The following is an 18,647-nucleotide window of genomic DNA, read 5'->3' on the forward strand; positions in this document are numbered from 1 at the left end:
GTACGTTCAGCCGGTGTGCGGGCGGTGCGGAGCCGGGCTCGCTACGCGGCCACGCGGTCGGACTCGATCTCGTGCAGCCAGCTGCCGGTGGCCTCGAAGTGGGCCGTGATGTCGGCGAGCCGGGCGTACATGTAGAAGCCGGTGACGGGGCGTTCGTCGGCGCGGGCGTAGTCGGGCAGCCGGCCGTACTCGCGGAAGCCCAGGCGCTGCCAGAGCACGGAGGGGCCGTCGTCGCGGACTTCGAGCGTGATGACGTCGCATCCCATCTCGCCGACCTTGCGCAGGGCCTCGGCCCAGCCCTCGAGCAGGAACTGCCCGCGGTAGTCGGGGGCGACGACGCAGCGGCGCATCTCGACGATGTGGCGGCGGGCCGGCAGCGGCGCCCGGGCGAGGGTCACCATGCCGACGATGCGGCCTTCGTCGTTGCGGACGTGGAGGAGGTCGACGGCCCCCTTCCGCAGGTCGGCCTCGAAGGCCCGCATCAGCGGGAGGCCCTTCTCCAGCCCTACGGGTTCGTAGAAGCCGAGGGTCATCTCCTTGACCGCCACGGCGTCCATCAGCTCGATCATTTCGCGCATGTCCTGCTCGGACAGCTCGCGAGGCCATGAATAGTGCATCGTCGTCTTCCTTGGTGAGTGGACGGGAGAGGCAGCCGGACCCCGGACACCGCGCGCACGGCCCCGCCGGGGCGGTGCGGACATCTGGGAGCGCAATGTCCGGGATCGCCGGCTTGCGGAGGTGGCGACTTGCGTGTCGGACCGGGCTGACCGGTCGGACCGGGCTGACCGGCCGGATCAGGCTGACCGGCCGGACCGGGCCTGCTAGACCGAGGCCGTGGCCTGCGTCTGCAGGTTGGTCTGGACGGCGGCGGCCGGGGCCGCCTGGGTCAGCAGCGAGAGGTCGGCGCCGGCGCCGAGCACGGTGGCGGCGTAGACCTCGACGAAGTAGGAGACGAACAGGGAGTTGATCTTGATGAGGTGCTCGACGAAGCGCTCTTCGTCGTCCTCGTCCTTGACGACCCGCATGATGAGGTTCCAGACCATGTCCACGTGGTCGTCGTCCTCGTCGAGGGCCAGGTGGGCGCGGGCGCCCTTGGTGTTGGCGGCCCCGACGTGCTGCTCCATGATGTTGAGCCAGTCGGGCTGGGTCTTGCCCGCGATGTACTCCAGGTAGAAGCCGCTGATCATGGCCGCGAGCGGACCCTCGGTGGCCATCGTGTAGTAGAAGTAGCCGTTGAGCAGCTCGGTGGCGAAGGTCGGACGGATCGCGTAGATCTCCTCGTCCGTCATGCCCACCTTGTGCAGGTCGCCGGCGAACATGCGGTCGTGGCGGCCCTCCTCCGCGCCGTACAGCCCCCACTCCTTGCAGAGCTGCGGGTCGCGGGTGGCCCAGTAGTTGGCGATGAGCGGGTCGACGGCGCGCTTGAGACCGATGCGGATCATCGTCTCGACGTTGTGCCGCTTGTACAGGTCGAGGTCGAACTTGTCCTTGTCGAGCATGCCGTCGGCGCCCGCGCTGCGCTCGTAGAAGTCCCGCTCGAACTTCAGCAGGAGGTCGTCCACTCGCTTGCGGAACTCGGGTCGCTGCAGGTTGGAGTACGTGTTGTACGACTTACTTCGAGGCATCTCATCCCCAGCCGAGATCGTTGACTACCCGATCCGGACCAGTGGCGGCCACCGGGGCCATACCACTTGTCGACGGAGCAAGGAAGACGGACACCGCGACAGTTGCCGCAATGGCGAGAAGGGATCTCGCTATACGTGGCATGCTTACCTGCCCCTCCAGAATCTTTTCCGCGGTCCGGATCAGCTTCGCCTTCATCCTGCCGGTGGGACGACTTCCGTATCCATCCCCTTCTGGGATCATGTTGCCGCTGGCGAAAACATGACAGGGGGATGAATTGAACTCAACCAGACAAGTCCATCCTTTTCCCGTGCCTCAGCTGACCGCTGACGGGAACCGCCTCTACCGGTTCGTGGCCCTGACACCGGGTACAACGCGCGAATCCGCGTGCGAGGCACTGGACATGGACGCCGCCGACGTGGAGGAAGCCGCCGACGCCCTGGGGGACCTCGGGCTGCTGAGCAAGTGCCCGGACACGGGGATCTACACCCCGTACCCCGTGGACCACGCGCGCATCAAGGTCCTCAACCCGGCGCAGCACGGCCTCAACGAGATACAGGCCTTCATCGACCATCTCCGGGGAGATCTCGATGAGTTGACGCTCAAGACCGAGCACTTGGAGGACGACAACTCACTGGAGGTCATCCCCGGGGTCCACGATGTCCGCCAGCTCATCAACGGCCTGGCCGAAGGCTGCCGCGCCGAGGTGCTGACCTCCCAGCCCGGCGGGGCGCGGGACGAGGGGGTGCTCGACGAGAGCCTGGAGCGCACCGAACGGCTGCTGCGGCGGGGGGTGCGGATGCGGACCCTTTACCAGCACACGGCCCGGTTCAGCCCGGTCACGATGTCCTTCGTCGAGCGGTTCACACCGCTCGGCGCGGAAGTCTGCACGCTCGCCGGCGGTTTTCCGCGCTGCATCGTCTTCGACCGGGAAGTGGCGATACTGCCGCTCATGGACGGATCCCACGGGGCGGCGGTATCGAGAAACAGACACCTTGTCTCATTCATTGCGGAGGCTTTCGAGCGGGCCTGGAGCGCGGGGGAGAAATTCGTCCCGGAAACCGACCGCCCGGCTCGTGCCGCGATCACCTCGGACATCCAGCAGACGATCGTTTCCCTGCTCATCCAGGGCGAGTCGGACAATCGGATAGCCCATGTCGTCGGGATTTCCCTGCGGAATTGCCAGCGGCACATCGCGAACATCATGAAGAGCATCGGCGCCCGCAACCGGCTGCACGCCGGATATCTGCTGGGCAAGGAGCCCTTCGGAGGCAACTGATCCGCGCCGGCCCCGGCGGATCCGCGGGTCAGGGGACGCGGACGGCCGCGTCCTGACCCTCGGGCGCCGTCGCCGTCGCCGCCGGGGCCGGAGCCACGGCCGGGGCCGGGGCCGGTCCGGCCGCGGGCCGGGACTTCGAGGGGACCAGCGAGGTCACCGCCACACCGCCCACCAGCAGCACCGCCGCCACCCAGCGCAGCCCGCTCACCTGCTCCCCCAGCACCACGGCCGCCGAGGTCATCCCGAAGACGGGGACCAGGAGCGAGAAGGGGGCCACGGAGGAGGCGGGGTAGCGGCGCAGCAGGAACCCCCACGCCCCGAACCCGAACACCGTGGTGATCCAGGCGAGGTACACGATGACGCCCACGCCGCTCCAGTCCAGCCCGCGCAGCGCGGCCAGGTCCCGCTCCGGGCCTTCCAGCAGCAGCGACAGCGCGGCCAGCGGCAGCACCGGCACCACGCTCACCCAGACCATGAAGTTCAGCGCGTCGGGCGGGGACGCCTTGCGGGTCAGGACGTTGGAGACGCCCCAGCACGCGGCGGCCGCGATCACCATCGTGAAGCCCAGCACCGGGCCGGAGGCGCCCTCGTCCACGGCGGCCACGCCGATCCCCACGAAGGCCACGGCCATGCCGGCGATCCGCACCCGGCCCGGCCGCTCCTTGAGCACGACCGCCGCGAACACGGCGGTGAACACCGCCTGGGCCTGGAGCACCAGCGAGGACAGGCCGGCCGGCATCCCGCGGTCCATCCCCGTGAACAGCAGCCCGAACTTCACGATCCCGAGCACCACTCCGACCGCGATCACCCACTTCCACGCCACCTTGGGCTTGCCGACGAAGAAGACCGCCGGGATCGCGGCGACCAGGAAGCGCAGCGCGGACAGCAGCAGCGGGGGGAAGGTGCCGAGCCCGATCTCGATGACGACGAAGTTGAAACCCCAGACGGCGGCTACGAGAACCGCGAGGGCGGTGTGAATGGGTCGCATGCTCCGAGCATCGGGGCCGCGACCGTTCAGCACCAGCGCCGATGTCTTCAGTATCGGAATTAGTGATGCTTCATCCACCGGCGGCACCGGGCGCCGTAGGCTGCCGGCATGCTGGACCTCTCACGGCTGCGCGCCCTCCATGCCGTCTCCGTCCACGGCTCGGTCGGGGCGGCCGCCGCCGCACTCGGCTACACGCCCTCCGCCGTCTCCCAGCAGATCTCCAAGCTGGAGCGGGAGACCCGCACCACCCTCCTCGAACGCCACGGCCGCGGGGTCGCGCTCACCGAGGAGGCCAAACTGCTGGCCGCCACGGCCGAGCAGCTGCTGGCCATCGCGGAGCGGGCGGAGACCACCCTGGAGGAGTCCCGCGGCCAGCCCGTCGGCCGGCTGCGGATCGCCGCCTTCGCCTCGGCCGCCCGCGGCCTGCTCCCCGGGGTCCTCGCCGACCTCGCGCGCCGCCACCCGGCCCTGGACACCCGGCTCACCGAGGTCAACCCGCACCTGTCGATGGACCTGGTGGCCCGCGGCATCACGGACCTGGCCGTCACCCACGACTGGGACATCGCCCCGCTGCCCGCGCCCGACGGCGTCGAGCAGGCCGTGATCGGCGACGACCGCTGCGACCTCGTGGTGCCGGCCGGGCACCCGTTCACCTCCCGCTCCGTCATCCACCGATCGGACCTGGGCGGGGAGCGGTGGGTGTGCCAGCCGCCCGGCCGGGTCTGCCACGACTGGCTCGTACGCACCCTGCGCACGGCCGGGTTCGAACCCGACATCACGCACGTCGCCGAGGAGAACCACACCGTCGTCGCGCTGGTCGCCGCCGGGCTCGGGGTGGCCGTCGTACCCCGGCTGGGCACCGGGGAGCTGCCGCCGGGGGCGGTGGCCGTACCCCTGGACCCGGGCCCCGTACGCCGGTTGTACGCCGCGTGGCGGACCGGGGCGGCCCGCCGGCCGGCGATCACCGAGGCCGTGCGGACCATCCAGGAGCACTGGGCCCGGCTAAGCGGTCTCGGGGAAGTGAGGCACGCCTCCGCGCCGCCCACTTCCCCGAGACCGCTTGGCCCCCCGTCCGGGGGACCTGAGGAGTGTCCGTCGCTCTGAAGGCGTAGTCCCGCAGTAGCGTCCGGCGCGTGCCGTACCAAGCCTCCCGCCGGTCCCTGCTCACCGCGGCCGCCGTCGCCGCCGTCACCGCCGCGGGGGCCGTCTCGGCCGCCGTCGGCCCTTCCGGAACCCCCGGCGGACCGGCCGCGCGCGGCCCCCTGCCCGACGACGCGAGGCCGGGCGACCGTCCGCCGGGGCGCGGCTCCGCCCGGGCCCGGCCGCGCGCGACCATGGCCCGGATGAGCCTGGCCGAACTGGTCGGGCAGCTCTTCGTGTCCCGTGCGTACGGGCATTCGGCGACCGGGCCCGACCCCGCGGACGCCGCCCTCAACCAGCAGAACTTCGGGGTGCGCACCGCCGCCGAGCTGGTCTCCCGCTACCACCTGGGCGGGATCGTCTACTTCGGCTGGGCGCACAACACCCGTACCCCGCACCAGGTCGCCGAGCTGTCGGCCGGCCTCCAGCAGGCGGCCGCGGAATCCGGCGCGGGCATCCCGCTGCTGCTCTCCGTCGACCAGGAGCACGGGGCCGTCGCCCGGATCGGCAGGCCCGCGACCCTGCTGCCGGGCGCCATGGCGCTGGGGGCCGTGGCCCCCGACGGCGACGGTGCGACGGCCCAGGCCCGCCGGGCCGCGCGCGTCGCGGGCGCGGAGCTGGCCGCGATGGGCATCCGGCACAACTACGCGCCGGTGGCCGACGTGAACGTGGACCCGGCCAACCCGGTCATCGGCGTACGGTCCTTCGGCGCCGACCCGCACGCGGTGGCGGACCTGGTCGTGGCCCAGGTCCGCGGCTACCAGGGCGCGGGGGTGGCCGCCACCGTGAAGCACTTCCCGGGGCACGGGGACACCGGCACCGACAGCCATGTCGGGCTGCCGCTGATGAAGCACACCCGGGCGCAGTGGGAGGAACTGGACGAGCCGCCGTTCCGGGCGGCCGTCCGGGCCGGCGTGGACGTGGTCATGACGGCGCACATCGTCTTCCCCGCGCTCGATCCCTCGGGGGATCCGGCGACCCTGTCGAGGCCCATCGTCACCGGCATCCTGCGCGAACGCCTGGGCTTCCGGGGGGTGGTGGTCACCGACGCCCTCGACATGGCCGGGGTGCGCCAGAAGTACGGGGACGACCGGGTCCCGGTGCTGGCCCTCAAGGCGGGCTGCGACCAGCTGCTGAACCCGCCGGACCTGGGGCTCGCCCACCGCAGCGTGCTGGCGGCCGTGGAATCGGGTGAGCTGACGCGGGCCCGGATCGAGGAGTCGGTGCTGCGGATCCTGGAACTCAAGGAACGCCGGGGGCTGTTCGACCAGGCCCCGGGCGTGGTCCCGGCGGCCCCGGCGGCCACGGCCGGGGCGGTGGACGCGGCCGTCGGGATCCCCTCGCACCTGGCCGCGGCCGAGGAGATCGCGGGCCGGACGACGACCCTGCTGGCCAACGCGGACGGCCTGTTGCCGCTGGACGCGGCGGACCGGCCTCGGCTCCTGGTCACGGGGACCGACCCGCTCTCCCCCACGGGCACCACGGGTCCCCCCACGGTGGTGCTGGCCCGGGAGCTGTCCGCGCTGGGCTGCCGGGCGACGGCGCTGCCGCCCGGCCGCGCGGTGGCCCTCGCGGCGGGGAACGCGGCGGTGCTCGTGTGCACGTACAACGTCCCGGAGGGGCCGAGCCCGCAGCGCGACCTGGTCACGGAGCTGCTGGCCACCGGGGTGCCGGTGGTCCTCGTGGCGATCCGCAATCCGTACGATCCGGCCCGGCTGCCGCGGTGCGCCGCCGAGCTGGCGACGTACACCTGGACGGACGCGGAGCTGCGGGCGGCGGCCCGCGTGGTCACGGGGACCCTGCGGCCGACCGGGCGCCTCCCGGTGCCCGTGCCGGGCCGCTACCCGCTGGGCCACGGGCTGACGTACTAGCCGGGGGCCCAGCGGGAGCCGCGGCTACGGCCGCAGCATCGGCTCGCGCTGCAGGTCGCGCTGGTCGAGCTGCGCGTCCGGCTTCGCCAGCGGCTCGGCCTTGGCCGGGCCGGTGAGCGTGGCGGCCGGGGCCACCCCGGCCCACTGCAGGATCTTCGCGGTGGCCAGCGCCCTCTCGCCCTCCTGGAGCTTGGCGACGTTGGCCCCGTGGTTGGCGCCCGGCGCGGTCATCACGTAGCTGTCGCGCGCCCCGTGGCCGAGGTGGAACGGCTCGGCGCCCCACGGGTCGTTCTGCCCGTAGACGAAGAGCATCTGGTTCGCGTGGTGCCGGACCCAGGTGTCCACGTCCCGCATGGCCCCCGGCTGGAAGTCCATGGGGATGTCGCGGGGGACGAAGTTGCGCGGCGGCTGGTAGCCGTAGCGGCTCAGCTTGCCCAGGTGGGGCTGCTTGATGTCGGGCGAGCCGAGCTGCGTGCCCGCCTGGTAGTAGTACGGCGTGTACGTCTCCAGGCCCTGGTCGGCGTAGGCCGAGAAGCCGGAGATCGCGTCGATCGTGTCCCAGATCTCCTGGTCGCTCGCGGTCGCGGCCGCCGGGACGGCGGAGCAGTCGGCGAGCAGGCTGTACTGCCAGAAGGCCCACACGTAGTCGAGCACGACGGCCTCGTAGGCCTTGTCGAGGTTGCCGACGGTGGTGAAGGTCCAGCCGTTCTCGGCGGCGGCGGCCGCGTACTTGGCCTCCAGCGGCACGCGGCGCACGAGCGCCTCGCGCTGCACCGCGTTCAGCCTGTCGCGGCACTCCTTGGTACCGACCTGGGCGAAGAACCGGTCGTAGGCCGAGTCCTCCTTGTTCACCACGTCGTTGGGGGCGACGTACGCGACGACGCCGTCCATGTCGCGCGGGTAGAACCGCTCGAAGTAGGTGGCCGTCATCCCGCCCTTGCTGCCGCCGGTGGCGAGCCAGTTCTTCTTGTAGATCCTCTTCAGTGCGGTGAAGACCCGGTGCTGGTCGCTGGCGGCCTGCCAGATGTCCAGCTTCGCCCAGTTGGCCGGGTCGGGCCGGGAGGGGGTGAAGAACCGATACTCCATGGACACCTGGTTGCCGTCGACGATGGTCGTCGGCTCACTGCGCCGCGGGCTGGTGTTGACGTTGTAGCCGGAGGTGAAGAACACCGTGGGCCGGGAGACGTCCTTGTGCAGCAGGGTCAGGCGCTGCTTGAAGGTGCCCTTCCACGGCGCGCGGTGGTCGACCGGCTGCTCGTAGTTCAGTACGAAGAAGCGGTAGCCGGGGTACGGCTTCTCCTCGATCAGGCTCATCCCCGGTACCGCGAGGATCTGGTCCTTGATGTCCGTGGCGGCGGTGGTCTCCGTGGCGGCGGCAGGCTCCGCGGCGGTGGCCGCTTGTGCCGCGGTGCCGGCCGCACCCATGGTGCCGATGAGCACCACGAGCGACAGCAGCCATCCGAGCTTCTTGCGCATTCACCCTCCCCTTAGTTCACTTCGGTCGCCGTGAACCTAGCCGGGGCAACACGCGCCTGAACAGACCTAGTTGGGCCGCTCCATCAGCACAGTATCCAGCCGGAATCGACAGATCCGGCCCCCACGCTCCCCTTTACATACACGCAGCGGTGGATCGCGTGGACGGTGACCGGTCCGGCATAACGGGTGAATGGTCCGGAATCGCGGACCGGGTACCCGCCGCGCGGCTGGATGCTCACCGACATCGCGCGGCGCCGGCCGGGGTCATGGGCGACCGCCACCGCGCAGGCCTGGTCGCGGGTCTTGTAGACCCGCACCTCCCCCGCGGGGAACGGCAGCGTCGCCGCCCGCCGCCCCTCGCACCCCCCGGTCGCCGCGTGCGCGGGCTGCGCCACGAGCAGCACGCCCGCGAGCGTCCACAGCGCCGCGGTGAACACACCCAGGCGGACGGCCCACCGGCCGCCCCGCTTCCGCGCCTTCAACACACTGCCCCCCCGACGGTCGTACGTACAACGCGCGTACGCACGTACGACGCCCGACCGCCGCGAAAGGTTGCAGGGGACAAGGACTTCAGACCGGTGGGCGGGGACCGCGGCCCACCGGGCTCACTCCGCGCCCGCCGCGCGGTCGAACGCCCCCGCCGCGTGGTCGAAGACGGACTCCCGGGGGCTGACCAGGGTGGCGACGGCGATCGACTGGAGGTGGGTGGTGCGCACGGCGGGCTGGTTGGCCTCGCCGAAGACCCCGCCCGTCGCGCCCGTGCCACCGTTGTACGGGAGCACCGGCAGGCAGCCGATGTGCGAGTCGTTGACCTTCAGCATGCCGCCGTTGACCACCTCCTCGCAGAACCGCTCGACGACCCGCTCGTCCCGCGTCCACAGGGAGTTGCGCAGCCCGTAGCGGTTGGCGTTGAGGAACGCGAAGGCCTCCTCCAGCCGGACCGGCTCCCCGGGCACGACCACGCACAGCAGCGGGAAGAAGGTCTCCTCGCGGAAGGCGCGCAGCCGGCCGGCGGCGGCCAGCCCGTCCACCCGGACGACCGCCGGGCGGATGAACGGCCCGGCCGCGGCCGGCACGTCGTCGACGTCCACGAGCTCGCCGCCGCACAGCAGCTCCCCGCCGGCCGCCAGCACCTCGTCGAGGAACTCGGCGAACTCCGCCCGCTTGACCACCGGGCTCAGCACCGTCTCCGGGTCCTCCGGCGGTCCCGGGCGGATCCCCCGCACCCGCTCCACCAGCTCCTTCAGCAGCCGGTCCGCCGCCTCCGGGTGGACGATCGCGAACTTGGGGGTCATACAGATCTGGCCGGAGCCGTAGAACCGCTCGCACAGCGCCCGCGCGGCGAGGTCGGTCTCGGCGTCGCGCCACACCAGCACGCCGTCGTTCCCGGACAGTTCGAGTACGGGCTTCTTCCCCGCGGCCACGCACTCGCGCTCCAGCTTGAGGCCCTGCTCGGAGCCGCCGAAGAAGACGAGGTCGTCGCAGTCGGGGCTGTCCAGCCACTGGCGCACCGCGGCGCGGGCGTGCGTGGAGAGCACGCTCAGGGTGCCGGGCGGCGCTCCGAGGCGTTCCAGGGCCGGGGCCACGATCTCCCGGTAGACGAAGCTGACGCCCAGCGGGGCGGTCGGCGGCGCGTTGACGACCAGGCTGTTGCCCGCCGCGAGCGCCATCGCCCCGTAGAAGGAGTTCGAGGTCGGCGCGTTGCGCGGCGGGCTCAGGCACACCACCCCGTCCGGCTTGCGCACCATGCGGATCCGCCGGCCCGCCGCGGTCCGCTCGGGCTCGCGCAGCCGCCCGGCGAAGTCGGCGACGGAGTCCGGGTGGAACGAGGCGGCCACCGAGGCCAGCTCCCAGGCTGCCAGCCGTACGGGGTGGCCTTCGGCGACCAGCAGGCCGGTCAGCTCCTCACGGCGCTCGATGACGGCGCGGTGGACCGCGTGCAGCAGCTCCAGCCGGTCGGCGAGCGGGATCCGCGCCCATCCCGGCTGGGCGGCGCGGGCGGCGGCCAGGGCGCGCAGGCCCTGCTCGGGGGTGGACATGGCGACGCGGCCGGCGAGCAGGCGGTCGTCGTACGGCAGGTCCTCGCCGCGCTCCAGCCGGGCCTTGAGGCCGAGCACCTCATAGGGCTCGCGCAGCAGTTGACCCACCCGGGGCCAGTAGACCCAACGGGTGCCGGGCTCTTCGGCGCCGGCCACCCATACCTCGTAAGAGTGCATCCACAACTTCCTAGCGGGACAACGGGAGTTCGCGATCACCAGGGACACTACGGTAGGTGACCGCAGGACCCCGCACCGTAGCCGCGAAAGGCAACTGAAATGACGAACGACCTGCTCGACCGCAAGCTGGACCGCGCCTTCGCCCACATGGACGTCAACGAGGACCGGGTCATCGACGAGCACGACATCATCGGGCTCGGCTCCCGCCTGCTGTCGGCCCTCGCGGAGCCGGCCACCTCGCCCAAGGCGACGCTGGTGATGGGCGGGCTCGTCGATTTCTGGCAGGAGCTGTTCACCGAGCTGGACCTGGACCGGGACGGCAAGGTCACGCCCGAGGAGTACAAGGCGGGCATGACCCGGCTGTACGCGCAGGGCGGGCCCGCCTACGACCGCTCGTTCCGCCCGATGGTGCAGGCGATCCTCACGATCGTCGACACCGACGGCGACGGGCGCATCAGCCCGGAGGAGTTCCACAAGGCGCAGGAGGCCTTCGACACGCGGCTGAGCCACGCGGACGCCGAGGCGCTCTTCCGGCGGATCGACGCGGACGGGGACGGCACGCTGACCGTGGACGAACTCCTCGGCGCGGTGCGCGAGTACTACACCGGCACCGAGGAGGACGCCCCGGGAAACCTGCTCTTCGGCGAGCTCTGACCCCTGGCGCCGCGACCGGAAGGGTTCAGGCCGCGGCGGCCGGCTCGTCCTCTCCGACGAAGGTGCGCCACAGCTCCGCGTAGCGGCCGCCGCGGGCCAGCAGTTCGGCGTGGGTGCCGTCCTCGGCCACCCGGCCGCGGTCCATGACCACGACCCGGTCGGCGCGCGCGGCGGTCGTCAGGCGGTGCGCCACGACCAGGGTGGTCCGCTTGCCCGCGAGCCGCTCGGTGGCCTGGTTGACCAGGGCCTCGGTCGCCAGGTCGAGGGCGGCGGTGGCCTCGTCGAGCAGCAGCACGTCGGGGTCGACGAGCTCGGCGCGGGCCAGCGCGATCAGCTGGCGCTGACCCGCGGAGAGGTTGCGGCCGCGTTCGGTGACGGCGTGCAGGTAGCCGCCGTCCAGGGTGGCGATCATGTCGTGGGCGCCGACCGCGTGCGCGGCGGCCTCCACCTCGGCGTCGCCCGCCTCGGGCCGCCCGTAGGCGATGGCGTCGCGGACCGTGCCCGGGAAGAGGTACGGCTCCTGGGGGACGACCCCCAGCCGGTGCCGGTAGCCCGTCAGGTCCAGCTCGCGCAGGTCCACCCCGTCGGCGGTGACCCGGCCGGACGTCGGATCGTAGAACCGGGCCACCATCTTGACCAGCGTGGACTTGCCGGCCCCGGTCTCGCCGACGAAGGCGACCGTCTGCCCGGCGGGGATGCGCAGGCTGATTCCGGCCAGCGCCTGCTCCTTCTCGCCGCGCTCCTCGGCGGTGCCGTAGCCGAAGTGGACCCCCTCGAAGGCGATCTCGCCGCGCAGCCGCGGCACCTCGCGGGGGGCGGCGGCGCGGGGCGTGCTCGTCGGTTCGCGCAGCAGGCCCTGGATCCGGCCGAGGGAGACGGTGGCCTGCTGGTAGCCGTCGAAGACCTGGGAGAGCTGCTGCACGGGGGCGAAGAACAGGTCGATGTAGAGCAGGTACGCGACCAGCGCGCCCGTGGTGAGCGTGCCGGCCCCCACCCGGCCCGCGCCGACGATCAGCACGGCGGCCGCGGCCCCGGAGGACAGCAGCTGGACGAAGGGGAAGTAGACGGATATCAGCCACTGGCCGCGGACCCGGGCCTCGCGGTAGGAGTCGCTGCGCTCGGCGAAGCGGGCGGCGCCGGCACGCTGGCGGCGGAAGGCCTGGACGATGCGCAGCCCGGCCACCGACTCCTGGAGGTCGGCGTTGACCAGGCCGACCCGGTCGCGGGCGAGCTCGTACGCGGCGACCGACCTGCGGCGGAAGACGATCGTGCCGAGGATCAGGACGGGCAGGGTGGCGAAGACGATCAGCGCCAGCTCGACGTCCAGGACGAGCAGGGCGATCAGGATGCCGAAGAAGGTGAGGACGGAGACGACGGCGGTGACGAGCCCGGTCTGCAGGAAACTGGACAGGGCGTCCACGTCGGTGGTCATCCGGGTCATGATCTTGCCGGTGAGCTCGCGCTCGTAGAAGTCGAGGCCGAGGCGCTGGAGCTGGGCGAAGATCTTGACGCGCAGCGCGTAGAGCACGCGCTCGCCGGTGCGGCCGGTCATCCGGGTCTCGGCGAACTGCGCGGCCCACTGAGCGAGTACGACGCCCAGCGCGAGGGCCGAGGCCAGCCAGACGGCGCCGAGGGCGGCCTGTTCGACGCCCTCGTCGATGCCGTTGCGGATCAGGATGGGCAGGAGCAGCCCGGAGCCGGCATCCAGGGCGACCAGGCCCAGGGATATCGCGAGCGGGGCCCAGAAGCCGCGGAGCAGGCGGCGCAGGTTGTAGCTGTCCTCGGCGGACTCGGCCCGGGCCTCGTCCACCTGCGGGGTGTCGTCGGCGGGCGGCAGCGCGGCCACCTGGGCGAGCAGTTCGGGGGTGGCGGGCATGCCGGCGGGGGCGGTGGTCCGCTCGTCCGCCTCCTCCTGGCGCTGCCAGAGCTCGGGGGTGATCCCGCCGGCCACCCGGCGCTTGGCGTTGACGGGCTCGGAGTCGATCTCGGCTTCGAGTTCGATGTCCCGCTCGATGTTCCGGTCGAGCTCGCGCTCGAACTCGCCCATCGCGGCCGCGTCGGGGGTGCGCGGCGAGCCGGCGCCGAGGGCGTCCGGGTCGGTCAGCAGCCGTCGGTACAGGGCGCAGCGGCGCTCCAGTTCCTCGTGCGTACCGATGTCGGCGAGCCGCCCGTGGTCCAGTACGGCGATCCGGTCGGCGAGCCCGAGCGTGGAGCGGCGGTGGGCGATGAGCAGGGTGGTGCGGCCGGCCATGACGGACCGCAGCGCCTCGTGGATCTCGTGCTCGACGCGGGCGTCGACGGCGGAGGTCGCGTCGTCCAGGAGCAGCAGGCGCGGGTCGGTGAGGATGGCGCGGGCGAGCGCGATGCGCTGGCGCTGTCCGCCGGAGAGGGTCAGGCCCTGCTCGCCGACCTTGGTGTCGTACCCGGCGGGGAGGGCCCGGATGAAGCCTTCGGCCTGGGCGGCGCGGACGGCGGCCTCGACCTGTTCGTCCGTCGCGCCCGGGTGCCCGTAGGCGATGTTGGCGCGGATGGTGTCGGAGAAGAGGAAGGAGTCCTCGGGCACCAGCCCGATCACGTCGCGCAGCGAGTCGTAGGTCAGCTCGCGCACGTCCCGGCCGCCGACGCGGACGGTGCCGCGGTCGGCGTCGTAGAAGCGGGGCAGGAGGAGGGAGACGGTGGACTTGCCGCTGCCGGAGGAGCCGACGAGGGCGACGGTCTCCCCCTCCCGGATGCGCAGGGAGAACCCGTCGAGGACCGGCCGCTCGGGGTCGTACCCGAACCGCACGTCCTCGAACTCGACGGTGGCGGGCGCATCGGCGGGAAGCTCCTCGCTCCCCTCCCGGATGGCGGGCTCGGTGTCGATGAGCTCGAACACCCGCTCGGCGCCGGCGCGGGCCTGCTGGCCGACGGTGAGCACCATGGCGAGCATGCGGACGGGTCCGACGAGCTGGGCGAGGTAGGTCGAGAAGGCGACGAAGGTACCGAGGGTGACCTGCCCCTTGGTGGCCATCCACCCGCCGAGGGCCAGCATGGCGACCTGCCCGAGGGCGGGTACGGCCTGCAGGGCGGGGGTGTAGCGCGAGTTCAGCCGGATGTTGCGCATCCGCCCGGCGAAGAGCCGGCGGCCGGCGTCGCGGAGCTTGCCGGTCTCCTGCTGCTCCTGGCCGAAGCCCTTGACCACGCGGACGCCGGTGACGGCCCCGTCGACGACGGTGGCGACGGCGGCGGCCTGGCTCTGGGCGTACCAGGTGGCGGGGAAGAGCTTCTTGCGGCTGCGCTTGGCGATGAACCACAGGGCGGGGGCCATGAGCAGCGCGACGACGGTCAGCAGCGGCGACAGCCACAGCATGATCCCGAGGGATATCCCGAAGAGCAGGAAGTTCCCGATGGTCATGGGCAGCATGAAGAGCAGCCCTTGGATCAGCTGGAGGTCACTGGTGGCCCGCCCGACGACCTGTCCGGTGGACAGCTCGTCCTGCCTGCGGCCGTCCAGCCGGGCGATGGTGTCGTACATGTCGGTGCGCAGGTCGTGCTGCACGTCGAGGGCGAGGCGCCCGCCGTAGTACCGGCGTATGTAGGTCAGCACGTAGACGATCACGGCGGCGCCTATGAGCATCCCGGCCCAGGGCCCCATGGGCTTGGTCTTGTCGCCGATGACGTCGTCGAGGATCACCTTGGTGACGAGCGGGACGAGCGCCATGACGGCCATGCCGCCGAGCGAGGACCCGAGCGCGAGCAGCACGTTGAGCTTGTAGCGCCAGGTGTAGGCGGCGAGCCGCCGCCCCCACCCCTGTTTGTCCCCAGCCGCCGTTCCCGCCGCCGCCGTAGCCACGTGCTGCCTCCCCGTTCGTCCTGCCCTACCGGAAGCCCCAACGCTCCGACCGGCGGATTTCATCCCGCCGCAACAATCGAACGGGTTTACGCGAGGGTGGGCGAGGTGGCTAGGACCATTCGGGGTGGACGGCTCTAGTGCTGTGGCCGGAAAGGTTTGCCGGGTCGCGGTGTCCGGTGCGGTGCCTCGCAAGGCGGAGGGCCACGCCTCGTACTGGACGTACCGGTGTGGTCCGACAACGCGGCGAGGTGCCGTGCCGGGCGCCGCGACCCGGTGGACCTTTCCGGTCACAGCACTAGGGAGAGTCGAACTCGTACTCCAGGACGTACGCGGAGGCGTCGAGGACCATCTCGTTGACCTCGACGACCCGTCCGCCGGCGGCGAAGGCGGTACGGGCGACCAGGACGACGGGCGTCCCGGCGGCCAGCCCGAGGCTCGCGGCCTCCTCGGTGGTGGGCATCCGCGAGCGAACCTCCTCGCGGAACCGGGCCGGCTTCTGCCCGAGCTCGGCGAGCCGGGCGTAGATCCCGCCGGGGCCGGTGTCGGGCTCGGTGATGGGCGTCCCCGCGACGAGGGCGGCGTCGAGGTACGAGGTCGCGAACATGACGGGCTTCCCGTCGAGCAGGAACCTGCGGCGGCGGACGACGGCCGTCCCGTCGCTCAGGCCGAGCAGTGCGGCGATGGCCTCGGGCGCAGCCTCCTCCGTGACGGAGAGCGGCTCGACGACGGGTTCCCGATCCTCGGTGTCGGCGGCCCAGATGGACCGACCCTCACCCCAGACGTCTTCGGCCAGCCGCTGAATCCCGCGCCGCCGGATCCGCCGGAACTCCCGGACGAAGACTCCGGCCCCCTTGCGGGCTTCGGTCAGCCCCTCGGACTGGAGCACGCCCAGCGCCTGCCGCGCGGTCATCCGGGCGACGCCATAGGTGGCCATGAGGTCGTTCTCGCCGGGCAGCCGGTCGCCGGGACCGTACTCGCCGGCCTCGATGGCGGCCTTCAGCGCGGCAGCGATGCGCTGGCACTTGGGCTGACTTGGGGCGCCGTCACTTTTCATGCGGTCCTCACTCACACGAGGGATTCCTTCCCGTTCCTGTCCGTCATACACTGAAGCATCTATACGTTCCGATGTATGGATGACCCATTCGACATCGAGCTCGAACCGGAGGTCCGGCTTTGGCTGATGAACCTCTCCGACGCGGACTACAGGGCAGCCGAGCACGCAGCCGTCCGTCTCTCCACTGATGCGACCACGCTCGGCGAACCTCACTCCCGCTACCTGGGTAACGGCGTCCGGGAATTGCGATTCGACATCGGCCCGAGTCGGGACGCTGTCAGAATCTCGTATTGGCTGGCCCCAGGGCGCCGGGCGGTTCTGCTGACCGTCTTCCGCAAAACGCGGCAGCGCGAAGACGCCGAAGTTGCGCGCGCCAAGCTGGCGAAGGCGATCTGTGAAGCGCAGCACGAACCCGCCCACGACGTGTTCAGCCGTGAACCGTAGGAAGGAGCCCCTGATGGTGAGCCACGCACATTGGAAGATTGCCCGGGACAAGAAGGTCGCCCAGGGCTTCTCTGAGAGTCCGGAGGTGACCAAGCACCGTGAGGAGATCCGGCTGGCTTGGGATCTCGGGCAGGCCGTCTACGACCGGCGGACCGAGCTCGGGATCTCACAGACCGAGCTGGCGCGGCGGGCCGGGATGACGCAGCCGCAGGTGTCCAAGCTGGAGCTCGGCGGCACCGTGCCGACCGTGCCGCTGCTGGCACGGCTGGCGCGGGCTATGGAGTCTGAGCTGAACCTCAAGCTCGTCGGGGAAACCTCACAGGTCGTCTTCACCGCGCACGCGCACGAAGCCGCCTGACGCACCGCCCTCAGAGATGCGTCGGGGCGAACATCTTGAGGGTGGTCGGGAGGACCAGGAGGGAGGGGCCCGGGGTGGCCAGGGACTTCTTCAGGTCCTCGCGGAGGGACTCCGGGGTGGTCGTCTGCGCCGGGACGTCGAAGGCCGCCGCCAGGGCGACGAAGTCGGGGCGGGTCAGGGACGTGCCCGTCTCGCAGCCGTACTCGCGCAGGATGCCGTAGCCGCCGTCGTCCACGATCAGCCAGGTGACGTCCAGGTCGTGCTGGCGGGCCGTGGCCAGGTCGGCGATCGAGTACATCGCGCCGCCGTCGCCGGAGACCGCGAGGACCGGGGTGCCGGGCTCCGCCACGCACGCGCCGAGGGCCGCCGGGAAGGCGTAGCCGAGGCCGCCCGCGCCCTGCGCCGAGTGCATGGTGTTGGGGTGCTTGGCGTCGAAGGCCGACCAGGCCCAGTACGACAGGATCGTCATGTCCCAGAAGGACGGGGAGCGCGGGGGCAGGGCCGCGCGGATCGAGGTCAGGAGCCGCTGCTCCAGCCCCACGTCCTGGGTGGCCAGGCGGGCCGCGATGGCGGACACGAGCGCGCGGACCCGCTCCGGAGCACCCGCGTCCGCGCGCTCGGCGACCGTCTCCAGGAGCGCCTGCAGGGCCAGGCGGGCGTCCGCGTGGATGCCCAGGGCCGCGTGGTTGGACTCCAGCTTGCCGAGGTCCGCCTCGATCTGGACGACCCGGCCCTCCGGGAAGAACGTGTGGTAGTTCGAGGAGAGTTCCCCCAGCCCCGAGCCGACCACCAGCAGGACGTCCGCGTCCTCCAGGAAGTCCGTCATGTGGCGGTCCTCCAGCCAGGACTGGAGCGAGAGCGGGTGGGTCCAGGGGAACGCGCCCTTGCCGCCGAAGGTGGTGACGACCGGCGCGTTCAGGCGTTCCGCCAGTTGCTTGAGCTTGCCCGCCGCGTCCGCGCGGATCACCCCGCCGCCCGCGATGATCACCGGGCGCTCGGCGTTCTCCAGCCAGTGCGCGGCCAGCGCCGTGAGCTCCGGGCGCGGGGCCAGTTCGTGCGGGGTCGCGTCCATGCCCGTGACCTGCGGGATCACCGTTTCCGCCCGCAGGACGTCCTCCGGGATCTCCACCCACACCGGCCCGTGCGGAGCCGTCAGCGCCGACTCCCACGCCTCGGCGATCACCGACGGGATCTGGGACGGGGTCCGGGCGGTGTGCACGGACTTGACGACGTCCCGGAAGGACGCCGCCTGGTCCCGCAGCTCGTGCAGGTGCCCGCGCCGCCCGCCGCCCAGCCCCGGGGTCGGGACCTGGGAGGAGATCGCCAGGACCGGGGCGGATGCCGCCGCCGCCTCGGCGAGGGCGGGCAGCGCCATCAGCGCGCCCGGGCCGGTGGACAGCAGGAGGGGGGGCGCCTCTCCGGTCATCCGGCCGTAGGCGTCGGCGGCGAAGCCCGCGTTGTTCTCCGTGCGCAGCCCGACCAGGCGCAGGTCCGAGCGGCCGACCGCGTCGAAGAGGCCCAGCGCGTGCTGCCCCGGCAGGCCGAAGACGGTGGTCGCGCCGAGCGAACGCAGCGTCTCCACGACCAGGTCCCCGCCCGTCCGGCCCGGCGGCGGCGCGAGCGCGGCCGCCTTCTGGGCTTCGGTGGGACGGAGTACCAGGTCGTGGTCGTGCGTCACTTCTCTTACTTGCCCTTCGGGTTCGCCTTCGCCT

The 18,647-nt window shown here is 72.0% G+C and carries 15 protein-coding genes; 6 read left to right on the plus strand and 9 right to left on the minus strand.

What is annotated here, in order from left to right:
- Positions 1-41: 41 nt before the first annotated feature.
- The gene (locus DRB89_RS02785) at positions 42-617 is read right to left on the minus strand and encodes a GNAT family N-acetyltransferase (RefSeq protein WP_112447133.1); all 576 of its coding nucleotides are present in this window, start codon (positions 615-617) and stop codon (positions 42-44) included.
- Between the two features lie 204 nt (positions 618-821).
- Positions 822-1,625, minus strand: a complete 804-nt coding sequence (locus tag DRB89_RS02790; protein WP_162688452.1) for a hypothetical protein — start codon at positions 1,623-1,625, stop codon at positions 822-824.
- Positions 1,626-1,933: 308 nt separating this feature from the next.
- Between DRB89_RS02790 and DRB89_RS02795 the strand changes: the two genes are divergently transcribed.
- The gene (locus DRB89_RS02795) at positions 1,934-2,902 is read left to right on the plus strand and encodes a LuxR C-terminal-related transcriptional regulator (protein ID WP_112447137.1); all 969 of its coding nucleotides are present in this window, start codon (positions 1,934-1,936) and stop codon (positions 2,900-2,902) included.
- 28 nt (positions 2,903-2,930) lie between these two features.
- Here the strand turns inward: DRB89_RS02795 and DRB89_RS02800 are convergent, their stop codons facing one another.
- On the minus strand, positions 2,931-3,890 hold the full coding sequence (locus DRB89_RS02800) for an EamA family transporter (protein WP_112447139.1): 960 nt from the start codon (positions 3,888-3,890) through the stop codon (positions 2,931-2,933).
- A gap of 108 nt (positions 3,891-3,998) precedes the next feature.
- Between DRB89_RS02800 and DRB89_RS02805 the strand changes: the two genes are divergently transcribed.
- Positions 3,999-4,994, plus strand: a complete 996-nt coding sequence (locus DRB89_RS02805; RefSeq protein ID WP_112447141.1) for a LysR family transcriptional regulator — start codon at positions 3,999-4,001, stop codon at positions 4,992-4,994.
- A gap of 29 nt (positions 4,995-5,023) precedes the next feature.
- Positions 5,024-6,901 carry a glycoside hydrolase family 3 protein gene (locus tag DRB89_RS02810; protein WP_112447143.1) on the plus strand — a complete coding sequence of 626 codons (1,878 nt, stop codon included), beginning with the start codon at positions 5,024-5,026 and terminating at the stop codon, positions 6,899-6,901.
- Between the two features lie 24 nt (positions 6,902-6,925).
- Here DRB89_RS02810 and DRB89_RS02815 read toward each other — a convergent pair whose 3' ends face one another.
- The 3 genes from DRB89_RS02815 to DRB89_RS02825 all read right to left on the minus strand — a co-directional run bounded on the left by DRB89_RS02815 (position 6,926) and on the right by DRB89_RS02825 (position 10,593).
- On the minus strand, positions 6,926-8,377 hold the full coding sequence (locus DRB89_RS02815; protein ID WP_112447145.1) for a S28 family serine protease: 1,452 nt from the start codon (positions 8,375-8,377) through the stop codon (positions 6,926-6,928).
- An 83-nt stretch (positions 8,378-8,460) separates the two neighbouring features.
- Positions 8,461-8,862, minus strand: a complete 402-nt coding sequence (locus tag DRB89_RS02820; protein ID WP_343234506.1) for a hypothetical protein — start codon at positions 8,860-8,862, stop codon at positions 8,461-8,463.
- 120 nt (positions 8,863-8,982) lie between these two features.
- Positions 8,983-10,593 carry an aldehyde dehydrogenase family protein gene (locus tag DRB89_RS02825; protein ID WP_112447147.1) on the minus strand — a complete coding sequence of 537 codons (1,611 nt, stop codon included), beginning with the start codon at positions 10,591-10,593 and terminating at the stop codon, positions 8,983-8,985.
- A gap of 99 nt (positions 10,594-10,692) precedes the next feature.
- Between DRB89_RS02825 and DRB89_RS02830 the strand changes: the two genes are divergently transcribed.
- Complete coding sequence (locus DRB89_RS02830) at positions 10,693-11,247, plus strand: EF-hand domain-containing protein (protein ID WP_112447149.1); 555 nt, start codon at positions 10,693-10,695, stop codon at positions 11,245-11,247.
- Between the two features lie 25 nt (positions 11,248-11,272).
- Here the strand turns inward: DRB89_RS02830 and DRB89_RS02835 are convergent, their stop codons facing one another.
- Both DRB89_RS02835 and DRB89_RS02840 read right to left on the minus strand, forming a co-directional pair.
- Positions 11,273-15,079 carry an ABC transporter ATP-binding protein gene (locus DRB89_RS02835; RefSeq protein ID WP_112447151.1) on the minus strand — a complete coding sequence of 1,269 codons (3,807 nt, stop codon included), beginning with the start codon at positions 15,077-15,079 and terminating at the stop codon, positions 11,273-11,275.
- Positions 15,080-15,374: 295 nt separating this feature from the next.
- Positions 15,375-16,133: a GntR family transcriptional regulator gene (locus DRB89_RS02840; RefSeq protein ID WP_112453222.1), complete on the minus strand. Its 759-nt coding sequence runs from the start codon at positions 16,131-16,133 to the stop codon at positions 15,375-15,377.
- 75 nt (positions 16,134-16,208) lie between these two features.
- On the opposite strand from DRB89_RS02840, the gene DRB89_RS02845 reads away from it, so the two are divergent.
- Both DRB89_RS02845 and DRB89_RS02850 read left to right on the plus strand, forming a co-directional pair.
- Complete coding sequence (locus DRB89_RS02845) at positions 16,209-16,577, plus strand: type II toxin-antitoxin system RelE/ParE family toxin (RefSeq protein WP_112447153.1); 369 nt, start codon at positions 16,209-16,211, stop codon at positions 16,575-16,577.
- A 13-nt stretch (positions 16,578-16,590) separates the two neighbouring features.
- A complete protein-coding gene (locus DRB89_RS02850) occupies positions 16,591-16,935 on the plus strand; it encodes a helix-turn-helix transcriptional regulator (protein WP_112447155.1) in 345 nt (114 codons plus the stop codon).
- Positions 16,936-16,945: 10 nt separating this feature from the next.
- On the opposite strand, the gene DRB89_RS02855 is transcribed toward DRB89_RS02850, so the two are convergent.
- Complete coding sequence (locus DRB89_RS02855; protein ID WP_112447157.1) at positions 16,946-18,613, minus strand: thiamine pyrophosphate-binding protein; 1,668 nt, start codon at positions 18,611-18,613, stop codon at positions 16,946-16,948.
- Positions 18,614-18,647 lie beyond the last annotated feature (34 nt).

This window comes from Streptomyces sp. ICC4 (genome assembly GCF_003287915.1).
Classification (GTDB): Bacteria; Actinomycetota; Actinomycetes; order Streptomycetales; family Streptomycetaceae; genus Streptomyces; species Streptomyces tritrimontium.